The organism is Maribacter luteus (assembly GCF_009674825.1).
Lineage (GTDB): Bacteria > Bacteroidota > Bacteroidia > Flavobacteriales > Flavobacteriaceae > Maribacter_A > Maribacter_A luteus.
This window is the reverse complement of sequence record NZ_WKJH01000001.1, coordinates 195764-209408: the sequence shown is the minus strand read 5'-3', so window position 1 is coordinate 209408 and position 13645 is coordinate 195764. Positions and strand designations below refer to the sequence as shown.

The window sequence follows — 13645 nt, the reverse complement described above, 5'->3', positions numbered from 1 at the left end:
GTGGTTTTTTATTGCATGTTTAAATCCTTTAAACCAAAAAAATCGTTAATTAACTAAACGGCAAATCATGCTATTTCAATTATTTGTAATTTTGCACCGTGAAATCCATCGTGTTTAAAATAACCGCAGTATGCATGGCGCTCCTTCTCTTGGTGTCCACTACCTCATGGAAGGTAGAGAAGCACTTTTGTATGGGACATCTTGTAGATTTGGCTTTCTTCGTTGATGCCCAGGATTGCGGAATGGATTTGGTTTCAGAATCTTCATCCGAAACTTCCATTGATAAAAAATCATGTTGTGATGATGAGGTGATCGCCATACAAGGTCAAAATGATGTTAAGCCTTCCTTAAATGATATTGATGTAGAACAGCAACAGTTCTTGGTTGCGTACTCATATAGTTATCTTGGTCTTTTTACGTTAAAGGAGACTAGGGAAATTCCCCATAAAAAATATATTCCGCCAAAAATCGTCAAGGATATCCAATTGCTTGATGATGTATTCCTGATTTGATTCATTCGTATTTTTTCTTACCGCTGGTTATTTGTGCTTTCGATTTATAAGGATCGAGATAAGCTAACGAATAACAAAATAAAAAAAATAAAGACGACTATTCGTGCATTTAAGGCCAGTTACATTAAGATGTACTGGTTTTAGTGCCAACCCATAAAAGGTTTTGGGAGTAGAGTTGTTGTTTGAAAATGTTTAAATCATAATATGAAACATACTTATCATATTCACGGAATGAGCTGTAACGGTTGTAGGGCTCATGTAGAACAAACACTGGCAGGTGTTAAGGGTGTCACCAATGTTATCGTGGACTTGGAAAAGGCCGAGGCAGTTTTGGAGTCAGATAAGGAAATTCCCTTACAAAAATTGCAACAAGCCATGGAACAGGACGGTGGGCATTATTCCATTCATGGCCAGGGCGAGTACCAGCATCATGAAGTAAAAAAAGAGGAAAAGCATGTCAAAGGCAATGGTGTTTTTTATTGTCCAATGCATTGCGAGGGGGAAAAGACCTATGACAAACCCGGCGATTGTCCCGTATGCGGAATGGATTTAGTAGAGGAAGTGAATACTACTAGTACTACATCAGCTAATTATACATGTCCCATGCATCCGGAAATTGTACATGACGAGCCAGGCGAGTGCCCCATATGTGGTATGGATTTGGTGCCAAAACAGGCAGAGGTATCGGCCGAGGATAAGAGTTACAACAGGCTTTTGGGCAAGTTTAAGATTGCAGTCGCCTTTACCTTGCCGATTTTTATCATCGCCATGTGGGGAATGTTGCCCAATAACCCGCTTCATGATATGCTACGTGTGAAGTATTGGAATTGGATTCAATTCGTACTGTCACTACCCGTTGTTTTTTATGCAACCTGGATGTTCTTTGAACGAGCTTATCGTTCAGTAAAAACATGGAATCTAAATATGTTCACGCTAATTGGCATTGGTGCCGGAGTTGCATGGTTATTCAGCGTATTCGCCATTTTAGTGCCCGATTTTTTCCCAAGTCAGTTTAAAACGGATCAGGGTAATGTACATGTATATTTTGAAGCCACCACTGTTATTTTGACTTTGGTGCTTTTTGGGCAAATACTAGAGGCCCGGGCGCATAGTAAAACCAATTCCGCAGTAAAGGAGCTTTTGAAATTGGCACCCAACACGGCTATACGAATCACGGATGGAAAGGAAGAAACCATTGCAATAGATAAAATTTCAAAAGGGGATTTATTACGTGTTAAACCGGGGGACAAAATTCCTGTGGATGGTATTGTCACTGAAGGTGAAAGCGCAGTTGATGAATCCATGATTACCGGTGAGCCTGTTCCTGTTCGAAAAGTAGAGGGCGATAACATAAGCTCGGGTACCATAAACGGTAAAGGCTCTTTTGTGATGAAGGCTACAAAAGTGGGTGCGGAAACGTTGTTGTCACAAATTATCGATATGGTGAACAAGGCAAGCCGAAGTCAGGCCCCTATCCAAAAACTGGCCGATAAGATCTCCGGTTATTTTGTGCCCACCGTGGTTGTCGTGTCCGTAGTCACTTTTGTTGTTTGGGTCTTTTTTGGCCCGGAACCTGCCTATGTGTACGCCTTGGTCAATGCAATTGCGGTTTTGATAATCGCTTGCCCATGTGCCTTGGGGTTGGCCACGCCAATGTCAGTTATGGTCGGTGTGGGCAAAGGAGCGCAATCGGGGGTTTTGGTCAGGAATGCCGAGGCATTGGAGCGCATGGACAAGATAGATACACTGGTTATTGATAAAACGGGGACCATTACCGAGGGCAAACCATCGGTTGAGAAAGTAGGCACCGTGGCCGGTTTCGATTCACGAAAAGTGGAGCAATATATAATTTCATTGAACCAATATAGCGAACACCCCTTGGCCGATGCGATTGTCAAATACGGGAAGTTCCAAAATGTCGGACTCCTAAGGGTGTCCGATTTCAAAGCTGTCGCGGGCAAAGGGGTTGCTGGTGAAATTGGGGGCGATTCCGTCACCTTGGGTAATGGTAGGCTTATGGCCGATGCGCAAGTCAGTATCCCGGATACTTTACGATCGGATGTCGTTTCTTATCAAAAACAAGGAAAAACGGTTTCGTATTTGGCAATCGGTAAAAAGGCCGTCGGTTTTGTTGCCGTAGGGGATAAAATAAAGGAAACAAGTAAAAAGGCGATTCAAGAATTACAATCTTCAGGTATTACCGTGATTATGCTTACAGGTGATAATCATGATACGGCTAAGGCAGTGGCAGACGAATTGCAGTTGACCGATTTTAAGGCGGAAATGCTGCCACAAGATAAGCTTGCCATGGTAGCGCAGTTGCAGGCAGAGGGTAAAAAGGTCGCCGTCGCCGGTGATGGCATCAATGATGCCCCTGCATTGGCAAAAAGTGATGTGGGTATTGCAATGGGTACAGGAACCGATGTGGCGATAGAAAGCGCTTCGATTACTTTGGTGAAAGGGGACTTGCACGGTATTGTAAAGGCTCACAAATTGAGCAATGCCGTAATGAGGAATATAAAACAGAATCTATTTTTCGCATTGATTTACAATACGGTTGGTATACCCATTGCGGCCGGGGTTTTATTCCCAATTTTTGGAATATTATTGTCACCTATGATCGCTGCATTGGCCATGAGTTTTAGTTCAGTATCCGTAATTGCGAATGCATTGCGATTACGTACCGTAAAAATTGATTAATAAAGTTAATAAAGAAATAAATGAATAAATATATCATAGTAATGGTTTCCATACTTATGCCTTGGCTGGCTTTCTCTCAAGAGAAAGTAGAAGGAATGGTCATGGAGTCAAGTGAGGCAAATCAGCATTTGGGGTTATCCGGGGCAAATGTGTATTGGATGGGTTCCCAAATAGGGACAATGACCAATGGGGATGGGTTGTTCTCCATTCCATATAAAAAAGAGTATAATAAACTGGTAATAAGTTATATAGGTTTTGAATCGGATACCTTAACGGTAAATTCACCTAGAATGATCCATCATACCTTAAAACCTTCAAATGCCTTGGATGAGGTAGTGGTGAACAAGAAAAGGGATGCAGTCCAGAAAACATTCTACAGTGCCCAAAATGTGGTTACGGTAAATAGTGCCGAATTGTTAAAGGCAGCTTGTTGCAACCTTTCGGAAAGCTTTGAGACCAATCCGGCAATCGATGTAAATTTTTCCGATGCCCTAACAGGAACCAAACAGATTCAGATGCTGGGGTTAACGAGTCCTTATCTATTGATTACCCAAGAGAACATCCCAATGGTTCGGGGTGCTTCCCAGGCTTTCGGATTAACCTTTACCCCAGGAACCTGGGTAGAAAGTATACAGATTACCAAAGGTGCCGGAAGCGTTGTCAATGGTTATGAAAGCATTTCGGGTCAGATCAATACCGAGTTGGTAAAACCGCTAACCGATAATGCTATTTTCGTAAACGGGTATGGGAATCAAAATGGCCGGTATGAATTAAATACCCATTTCAATAAAAAACTGACCGATAAATGGAGTTCTGGCCTATACATACATGCGAATAGAAGGGATGAAAAAGAAGACAACAATGGAGACGGATTCTTGGATGCCCCATTGGCGAATCAAATCAATGTAATGAACCGATGGCAATACCAAAACCCCGAAACAGGATGGGTAAGTTTTTTCAATGTTCGTTTTTTAAAGGATGAAAAGCAGGTGGGACAAACCGATTTTGACCCCTTTGAAGATAAGTTTACCACTAATGCATGGGGAGGTGAGGTTGATACCCGAAGGTTTGATTCCTCAGTAAAACTGGGTTATGTTTTTCCGGAATTACCTTATCAAAGCTTTGGTATTCAGGGCTCTTATAGTATGCACAAGCAAGATTCTTATTATGGGTTAAATCAATATAATATTGACCATGAAAGTATATATTCAAATTTTATCTTCAACTCGATCATCGGTGATACCCAGAATAAGTTCAAGACAGGATTAACCTTTGCTTATGATGGGTATAATGAATTGGTGAATAAGGATAATTACAACCGTCATGATAATTCAGTAGGTGCCTTTTTTGAATATAGTTATGATAATCTTGACAAGGTAAGTTTAACAGCTGGTTTAAGGGTAGATAGTCACAACCGTCTAGGTACCTTTGTGACCCCTAGATTCCATATTCGCTATACACCTTGGGAATTGGGAAGTTTAAGGGGTTCTTTTGGAAGGGGTAGGAGAGCGGCCAATATTTTTGCCGAGAACCAACAGATTTTCGCTTCTTCACGACAAATAAACCTGATAGGCGCCAATGAAGGCAGTATTTATGGTTTTGAGCCAGAAGATGCTTGGAATTATGGGGTTAGTTTTCTTCAAGGTTTTCTTTTGTTCGAACGAAAAGGGAATGTTACCCTTGATTATTACAGAACCGATTTTAAAAACCAGATCGTTGTAGATTACGAAAATCCGAATGAAGTGGCATTTTATAATTTGGACGGTAAAAGCGTGGCCAATAGTTTTCAGTTCGAAGTGAATTATGAAGTAATAAATAATTTGGATTTTAGAACGGCTTATAAATATTACGATGTACAAACCGATTATAGAACAGGTCGCTTACAGAAGCCTTTGCAGGCCAAACATCGCTTTTTTGCTAATTTGGGTTACGAAACTACGGCAAAGGAAAATGGTTCACAATGGCGTTTTGATTATACGATACATACTTTAGGGGAGCAACGATTACCTGATACTTCAGTTTATTCTGAAGATTATCAATTAGAGGATTATTCAGAACCTTATAGCTTAATGAATGCACAGATCACTAAGGTATTCAATAGCAATTTTGAGGTATATATAGGGGGTGAGAACTTATCTGATTATACCCAGGATGCTGCCGTTTTAGGTGCTGATGAGCCTTTTGGCGCAAATTTTGATACTAGTATCGTGTATGCCCCGATAATGGGCAGAATGTTCTATGGCGGATTTAGATTTAAACTTTAACAATTAACCAATACAATATGAAAACAGTGATTTTAGGAATAACCTTGATGATGTTAACAGCAGTTTCTTTTGCACAGGAGAAGAATAAAAAAATGACCATGGAGGTTGATGGTAAATGTATAATGTGTAAAACCCGTATAGAAAAGGCCGCTTTGGGAGTAAAGGGGGTTAAATACGCATCTTGGGACATTCCGTCACATCAATTGTCGCTCATTATCGATGAGCGTAAGACCGATCCGATGAAAATAAAAACGGCCATAGTGGCCGTAGGCCATGATACCAAGGAATTAAAAGCCACAGAGGAAGCCTATAACTCCGTGCACCCGTGTTGTAAATATCGGGATGATGATACCGATGATAGTCATGCCCATTAAAATAAAAAGCCCTGACCATAAATGTCAGGGCTTTTTTATGCTTGCTTGCATTTTGGAATGATTACATCATCCCGGGCATTCCGCCGCCGCCCATTGGAGGCATAGGAGGAGTGTCTTCTTTAATATCTGTAAGAGCACATTCGGTAGTCAAGATCATTCCGGCAACAGAGGCTGCATTCTCCAATGCCACCCTTGTTACTTTCATAGGATCGATAATACCAGCTTTCAACATTTCAACATATTTTTCAGATTTGGCATCGTAACCGAAGTCACCTTTACCGTCCTGAACTTTGGCTACAACAACAGATCCTTCGCCACCAGCGTTTTCAACGATGGTTCTCAAAGGAGATTCAATGGCCCTTGCAACAATTTGCAAGCCGGTTTCCTCATCTGCATTATCGGCCTTGATTTTAGAAAGGGCGTTTTTGGCTCGTACCAAAGCAACACCACCACCGGCAACGATACCTTCTTCTACGGCAGCTCTAGTTGCGTGCAAAGCATCATCAACCCTGTCTTTCTTTTCTTTCATTTCAACCTCTGAAGCGGCACCAACGTAAAGAACTGCTACACCACCGGCCAATTTGGCCAAACGTTCCTGTAGTTTTTCTTTATCGTAATCAGACGTAGTGGTCTCAATTTGGGATTTAATCTGGTTTACCCTGGTTTTGATGTCTTTAGCTACACCGCCACCATTTACGATAGTTGTGTTGTCTTTGTCAATGGTTACTTTTTCACAGGTACCTAACATATCTATGGTGGTATTGTCCAAAGAGAAACCTCTTTCCTCTGCGATTACCGTACCTTTGGTCAAAATGGCGATATCTTCCAACATCGCTTTTCTACGATCTCCGAAACCTGGGGCCTTTACAGCTGCAATTTTCAACGAACCTCTTAATTTGTTCACTACAAGGGTAGCCAAAGCTTCACCATCAACATCTTCGGCGATGATCAATAATGGTTTTCCCGATTGGGCAACAGGCTCTAAAACAGGAAGTAAATCCTTCATCGAAGAGATTTTCTTGTCAAAAAGAAGAATGTAAGGATTTTCCAAATCAGTGGTCATCTTTTCAGAATCGGTCACGAAATAAGGAGATAGGTAACCCCTATCGAATTGCATACCTTCTACAACATCAACATAGGTGTCGGTTCCTTTGGCTTCCTCAACGGTGATAACACCTTCTTTACCAACTTTACCGAATGCTTGGGCGATCAACTCACCAATGGTCTCATCGTTGTTTGAAGAAATAGAGGCAACTTGCTTTATTTTTTCTGATGAATCACCAACTTTTTTAGATTGTTTGGCCAAATCGGCTACAATAGCTTCAACGGCTTTGTCGATACCTCTCTTCAAATCCATTGGATTTGCACCGGCGGCAACATTCTTTAAGCCTTCTTTGACGATAGCTTGGGCAAGAACGGTTGCAGTTGTGGTACCGTCACCGGCAAGATCATTGGTTTTGGAAGCAACTTCCTTAACCATTTGGGCGCCCATGTTTTCCAATGCATCTTCTAGCTCAATTTCTTTTGCTACCGAAACACCATCTTTTGTTACTACAGGTGCACCGAACGATTTGCTGATGATAACATTTCTACCTTTAGGTCCTAATGTGACCTTTACCGCATTGGCCAAGGCATCTACCCCTCTTCTTAGGCCATCACGTGCTTCAATATCGAATTTTATGTCTTTTGCCATAATAAAAATTTTATTTTTAAAATTTTAAGCTCCAAGTTTCATTGTCCAAATACCTATTTTAAACTAAATGTTGTTCTAATGGCATTCGGATGTATTTACTCTGGAATTTATGTTAGTTATATAATCGCTAAAATGTCACTTTCCCTCATCATAAGGTAATCGGTACCTTCCAATTTCAGTTCTGTACCGGCATATTTTCCATAAAGAACAGTGTCACCGATCTTAACGGTAATTTGCTCATCCTTTGTTCCAGGGCCTACAGCAACTACTTTTCCTTTTTGAGGTTTTTCTTTAGCGGTATCCGGAATGTACAATCCAGATGCGGTTTTGGTTTCTGCAGCCATTGGCTCAATAAGAACTCGATCTGCCAATGGTTTAATGTTAACTTTAGCCATATTAATTATTTTAAGTTGATTTAAAATTACCGGATATGATAGTCAGAAATTATGCCATATGATAAAAACTGACATATTGTAAAATAAAAATGCCAGCTTGTCATTCAGGCTGGCATTTTTTTATTTTAAAAAACAGATATCTTAAAGACTATCTGATGCGCTATTGTTGTTTATTGCAGGCGCAGGAACTTCTTCCGGTACGGCCTCGGGAACGGTTTCTTCTATACCGTCACCTTGTAAAATTTTAGATTCTGCATCACTAAAGTTCCCTTTTAAGGCAATGTTCGATGCCAAAATCAAAACAATGAGTAATGCGGCCAGTGTCCAAGTACTTTTATCTAAAAAGTCCCCTGTTTTCTTGACACCACCAACGACTTGGCTGCCTCCGCCACCGAAAGAGGACGATAATCCGCCTCCTTTAGGGTTTTGAACCATGATCACCAACACTAATAAAAAGCAAACTGCGATGATAAGAACCAAGAATATTGTAAATGTGCTCATTAGTACTATGTATTTTCTTGTTGTATTTTTTTTGCCGCTTTTATTCGGTCTGCAAAGAAACTACTTTTTTCTGGATATTTCAAACTTAAAATCTTATAAGCTTGAATGGCTTTTTTATACTTTTTCTGTTCTAAATATACTTTGGCCAAAGTCTCTGTCATCAATTCGGACTTATCTATTTTAATAGATTCCTTTATATCGACTTTTGTTGTAGTCTTTGGGGTCGGACTTATTTTGGGATTGTTCTCGATGAACTTATCGATCAATTCAAATTTTTTCTTTTTCAATACATCTTTTTCCATCGGAAAATCAAAATCTTCCTCTATGGCCGGCCCTTCATTTTCAGGTGCTTTAGATTCCCTTTCTATGGTCTTTACTTTGGCCAGTTGTAGCCATTCACTAAATGAATGTTTTTCTTTTTTGGTAAATGGCAGTGGTTGGCCTAACTTAAGTTCCTCCTCGGCTTTATCTTTTTCGGCTTTAAGTTTACGGTCAATTTCGGGGTCTTTTGATGTAAATAGTTTTGGATCTAGGATTTGATTGGCGTCCTCTATATCTTGTGGTAAGGGTTTGTCTTCCGATTTGGGGATCAAAGCATTGGGTTCTGTCTTTTCCGTTGGTGCTATGTCGGCTTCTTTCCCAGATATGGTTTCCGCCTTGTCTATAATGGGTTTTTTACCCGAAATGGCATTGGCAATGTTGTTCTGCAGGAAATTGGTAGATGTGATAAAATCAAAAAGGATATCACGATCTGTAGTATAGGCGGCGGTAATCTTTAAGGCATTGTTGTATTTAAAGCTGTTCAGGTTTTTAAGCCCTTTCAAATGCAGTGCTCTGGCTGCTTGGAAGTAGGGGTATTCATCCAAAACATCCTCCAATTGTTTGGTCTGTATCGGAGTAACGACCTTATCAGGGTTTTGTAATAAAAATGTAAAATCCTGTACGTTCATTGTTTTGTTATGATTCGATAAAATCCTGAATCTTAATTTTATTGTTTACCAATCGGCAAGCGATGCATTGAAAATATCTTGGGTGATCCTTTCAAAGATCACTTCATGTGCTTCCGTTTTTACAGATGACAATTGGGTACTGCCGTCGTAATCATAAAAAAATGAAAATCGTTTTTCAAAATCGGCATCTTCTTTGGTTTTATTGTAAAAACGAACATTAACGGCTATCGAAAGTCTATTTTGAGCGGCAGTTTGTTCGGCCGTTGCACTCATAGGTGAGATCCTGTATTCCACGATTTCACCTTCATACAATAAATCCGCATTGTTATTGTTGACCAGATCCAAACTGGTTTGGTTCATGATCCTGTCCTGCAAGGCAAGTGTAAAATCACGGTCCATTCCCGGTTCAAAGGTTGATCCTGGGCTTTGGGTCGCATAGTTTTGAAAATAATTCACTTGGAAAGTGGTAGCGGTACCCACGTCGCCACCCGTAAAGTTATATGCGCCACACCCTATGATCACAGTAAGAATCGTGAAGATTAATAATGTTTTTTGTATGTTCTTCATTTAAAGGTCGTATTGTTTTATTTTTCTATATAGAGTGCGTTCGGAAATTCCCAGTTCGGCCGCAGCGGCTTTTCGTTTGCCGCGGTTTCTTTCCAATGATTTCTTGATCAATTCCACTTCCTTTTCCTGTAAAGATAAGGTTTCTTCCTCTTCTATTTCTTCTGCAAAATGGTACTTGTCCTCTTGGGGGGTCTCAAAGGTTTTTTGTTCTAACTGAGGCTCGGGAAGCTGCAATACCTCCATGGTTTCCTCATTGTCTTCTTCCTGAAAGCCATCTTGATCACCTCCATATATTTTTTGTATTAGACCTTCGTTCTCCTCTTGAACTTTTTGGGTATCCTTGTTTTTCAACAATTCCAAAGTCAATTTTTTAAGGTCGGTAAGGTCCCCCTTCATATCGAATAAAACCTTGTAAAGGATTTCGCGTTCGTTACTGAAGTCGCTTTCATTTTTATTTTGGCGTACCACGGCCGGTAATTGTGAACTACCTGTATTCGGTAAATAACTGTTCAATGTTATGGCCGATATGTTTCTATCGCTCTCCAGTACGGAAACCTGTTCGGCAATGTTACGAAGTTGTCGAATATTGCCCGGCCATCTGTATTTGAACAAGAGCTGCACGGCATCCTCATCTAGGCGAATGGTCGGCATTTTATATTTCTGTCCAAAATCAGAAGCAAATTTCCTGAACAATAGATGAATGTCCTCTTTGCGTTCACGTAAGGGCGGAATGTTGATCTCGACCGTACTTAATCGATAATATAGGTCTTCCCGGAACTTTTCTTTTTTAATGGCCTCGATCATGTTCATGTTCGTGGCCGCAACGATACGCACATCTGTCTTTTGAACTTGGGACGACCCTACTTTTAAAAACTCACCGTTTTCAAGTACCCTTAATAAACGAACTTGTGTTGTTAAAGGGAGTTCCCCGACCTCGTCAAGGAAAATGGTACCTCCGTCAGCAACTTCAAAATAACCGCTTCGGGTAGATGTTGCCCCCGTGAACGATCCTTTTTCATGTCCAAAAAGTTCACTGTCGATAGTGCCTTCAGGTATGGCACCGCAGTTTACCGCAATGTACTTTGCGTGTTTCCGGTGCGAAAGGGAGTGTATGATTTTGGGAATTGATTCTTTACCTACACCACTTTCCCCGGTAACCAATACGGAAATGTCAGTCGGGGCGACCTGAATGGCCTTTTCCAAAGCTCGGTTCAGTTTTGGGTCGTTCCCGATAATTTCAAAACGTTGTTTTATTGCTTGTACACTTTCCATAATTGCTCTTGTAACTTCAAGTATAACTTAATTAGATTTACCAAAATCCACAGCTTCCCCAATTAAGGTAGCAGAGGTACAATCATTCATTTTCACGTTCACAAAATCCCCTACCTTGTAATTCTCTTTAGGGAAAACAGCTACCACGTTTTGGGAGTTTCGTCCCATCCACATGGTGTCGTCTTTTTTCGAGGTGCCTTCAATCAATATTTCCTGGACTTTGTTTAAGTGATTCTTTGTGCGTAGCAAACAATGTTCCCTTTGTAAAGCTATTATCTCGGAAAGCCTCCGCTGCTTAACATCATTAGGAATGTCGTCTTCCATTTTTCTTGCGGCCAAGGTTCCAGGGCGTTCTGAGTAGGCGAACATATAGCCATAATCATATTTTACATAGTCAAGTACGGCCAAGGTGGCTTTGTGATCTTCTTCCGTTTCAGTTGGGAAACCTGTGATCATATCATGTGAGAATGCACAATCCGGAATAATCTTTTTGATATTATCTATAAGGTCAAAATATTCCTCAATAGTATGAAGGCGGTTCATTTTCTTAAGTATATCGTTACTTCCACTTTGAACGGGCAAGTGAATGTGCTTACAGATATTATCGTGTTTCGCCATGGTTCGGATAACGTCCAAACTCATATCCTGGGGATTTGAAGTTGAAAAACGTATGCGCATTTTGGGTTGGGCAACGGCAACCATATCCAAAAGATTGGCGAAATCAACCGCTGTGGCGATTTGCATTTCCGATGCCTTATCAAAATCTTTTTTTAGTCCACCACCATACCAAAGATAACTATCGACATTTTGACCCAGTAAGGTAATTTCTTTATAGCCTTTGGCCCCTAAATCGTTTACTTCATCAATTATTGATTGTGGATCCCTGCTGCGTTCACGTCCCCTGGTAAAAGGCACTACGCAGAATGTGCACATATTGTCACAACCCCTGGTAATCGATACGAATGCGCTCACCCCATTGGTGTTTAATCTCACTGGGGAGATATCGCCATAGGTTTCATCTTTGGAGAGAACGACATTCACGGCATCTCTCCCCTCGTCGATTTCCTGAATAAGGTTGGGTAGGTCTTTATAGGCATCTGGGCCAACGACCATATCCACTATTTTTTCCTCTTCGAGCAGTTTGCTTTTAAGGCGTTCGGCCATGCAGCCCAATACCCCTACTTTCATATGGGGCCGATTCTTTTTTATCGCATTGAATTTTTCAAGACGTTTGCGTACCGTGGTTTCGGCCTTTTCACGTATTGAACAGGTGTTGACCAATACCAGATCGGCATTTTCCAATTCTTGGGTGGTATTGAACCCTTCATTGGCCAAGATCGAGGCTACGATTTCACTATCTGAAAAATTCATGGAACACCCATAACTTTCAATGTAAAGGTTACGTGTATTCTTTTCGTCCTTTTTAAGGGAAAGTGAATTTCCCTGAACTGATTCATCAATTATTTTCTCCATATAATTACCTTTATCTAGGATAAGGGGCAGCAAAGATAACGCTTATTCCAATTTAATGACAATATGACAGTATAATTTAGTACTAATTTAGGTTTTAAACCGTTTAATGTACTTCTGTAAATTAAAGGTGGCCATGAACTTTAAAGAACTTGAAAATCATATTAAAAATAGTGATCCGTTGGATTTTGGAACCATTTTCAGTAATTCCATAGATCTATTCAAAAAAGTCTGGTTGCAAGGTTTTGTGGTCGTTTTGCTGACGTTTTTGACCATTGTTCCTTTTTACGTTTTAATTTATATACCTCTTTTGATTGCAGGGGTATCCGATCCCGAAATGTTTAAAAGTGAGGAGATGCCCCCGGAAATATTATTGCCCATGGTGATTCTCATGCCTTTGGTGTTTTTAGGAATCATGACAGTAAGTCTTCTGCTCAATGCGGCCTTTTTACGCATCTGTAAGAATAATGATCAAAATATATCCTTGTCCGATAGTTACTTTTATTACTTCAAGAAAGAATATATCTTAAAATCACTCGTATTATCCTTGATCATGTTGGGATTGATGCTTTTGGGAATGTTGGCCTGTGGGTTGGGCATTTTTTATTTGGTAGTGCCTATATCCTTGATACCTGCCTTTTTGGCCTTTGAAAAAGAGTTGTCGGCTATGGAAATCGTAAAATCGAGTTTTACCTTGGGCAATAAAAATTGGCTCGTGATTTTCGGACTCATCATCGTAATGGGTTTAGTGGCGGAAATGGGTATTCTGCTTTGTTTTGTAGGGGTGTTCTTTACTGCTATGTTGGCTAAAATACCTGTTTATTTCATGTATAAGGATGCCGTTGGTTTTTCTTCTGAAAGATAATCTTGTTTACATACCATTACGCAACGTATGAACAGTTTGTGCATCTTAAATGCATAACCGCATTAAAAAGGTAATGGAATAA

Annotated in this window: 12 protein-coding genes; 5 read left to right on the top strand and 7 right to left on the bottom strand. The window is 40.4% G+C overall.

Annotated elements, in window-relative coordinates:
- Positions 1 to 98 precede the first annotated feature (98 nt).
- The 4 genes from GJ691_RS00820 to GJ691_RS00805 all read left to right on the top strand — a co-directional run bounded on the left by GJ691_RS00820 (position 99) and on the right by GJ691_RS00805 (position 5850).
- Entirely contained in the window at positions 99 to 512 is a 414-nt protein-coding gene (locus GJ691_RS00820) for an HYC_CC_PP family protein (RefSeq protein WP_425481727.1), read from the top strand.
- Between the two features lie 204 nt (positions 513 to 716).
- A complete protein-coding gene (locus GJ691_RS00815; RefSeq protein ID WP_154362789.1) occupies positions 717 to 3212 on the top strand; it encodes a heavy metal translocating P-type ATPase in 2496 nt (831 codons plus the stop codon).
- A gap of 20 nt (positions 3213 to 3232) precedes the next feature.
- Entirely contained in the window at positions 3233 to 5476 is a 2244-nt protein-coding gene (locus GJ691_RS00810) for a TonB-dependent receptor (protein WP_154362787.1), read from the top strand.
- Between the two features lie 17 nt (positions 5477 to 5493).
- Complete coding sequence (locus GJ691_RS00805; protein ID WP_154362785.1) at positions 5494 to 5850, top strand: heavy-metal-associated domain-containing protein; 357 nt, start codon at positions 5494 to 5496, stop codon at positions 5848 to 5850.
- Between the two features lie 61 nt (positions 5851 to 5911).
- Here the strand turns inward: GJ691_RS00805 and groL are convergent, their stop codons facing one another.
- The 7 genes from groL to miaB form a co-directional block, all read right to left on the bottom strand.
- The gene (gene groL / locus GJ691_RS00800) at positions 5912 to 7543 is read right to left on the bottom strand and encodes a chaperonin GroEL (protein ID WP_154362783.1); all 1632 of its coding nucleotides are present in this window, start codon (positions 7541 to 7543) and stop codon (positions 5912 to 5914) included.
- A 116-nt stretch (positions 7544 to 7659) separates the two neighbouring features.
- Complete coding sequence (locus GJ691_RS00795) at positions 7660 to 7938, bottom strand: co-chaperone GroES (protein WP_154362782.1); 279 nt, start codon at positions 7936 to 7938, stop codon at positions 7660 to 7662.
- A 141-nt stretch (positions 7939 to 8079) separates the two neighbouring features.
- Entirely contained in the window at positions 8080 to 8439 is a 360-nt protein-coding gene (gene secG / locus GJ691_RS00790) for a preprotein translocase subunit SecG (RefSeq protein ID WP_154362780.1), read from the bottom strand.
- Between the two features lie 5 nt (positions 8440 to 8444).
- A complete protein-coding gene (locus tag GJ691_RS00785; protein WP_154362778.1) occupies positions 8445 to 9389 on the bottom strand; it encodes a hypothetical protein in 945 nt (314 codons plus the stop codon).
- A 45-nt stretch (positions 9390 to 9434) separates the two neighbouring features.
- Positions 9435 to 9956: an LptE family protein gene (locus tag GJ691_RS00780; protein ID WP_154362776.1), complete on the bottom strand. Its 522-nt coding sequence runs from the start codon at positions 9954 to 9956 to the stop codon at positions 9435 to 9437.
- Complete coding sequence (locus GJ691_RS00775; protein ID WP_154362774.1) at positions 9957 to 11228, bottom strand: sigma-54 interaction domain-containing protein; 1272 nt, start codon at positions 11226 to 11228, stop codon at positions 9957 to 9959.
- 27 nt (positions 11229 to 11255) lie between these two features.
- The gene (miaB, locus tag GJ691_RS00770; RefSeq protein WP_154362771.1) at positions 11256 to 12701 is read right to left on the bottom strand and encodes a tRNA (N6-isopentenyl adenosine(37)-C2)-methylthiotransferase MiaB; all 1446 of its coding nucleotides are present in this window, start codon (positions 12699 to 12701) and stop codon (positions 11256 to 11258) included.
- Positions 12702 to 12807: 106 nt separating this feature from the next.
- Here miaB and GJ691_RS00765 point away from each other — a divergent pair, with 106 nt between their 5' ends.
- Complete coding sequence (locus GJ691_RS00765; RefSeq protein WP_246200068.1) at positions 12808 to 13563, top strand: hypothetical protein; 756 nt, start codon at positions 12808 to 12810, stop codon at positions 13561 to 13563.
- Positions 13564 to 13645: the final 82 nt, after the last annotated feature.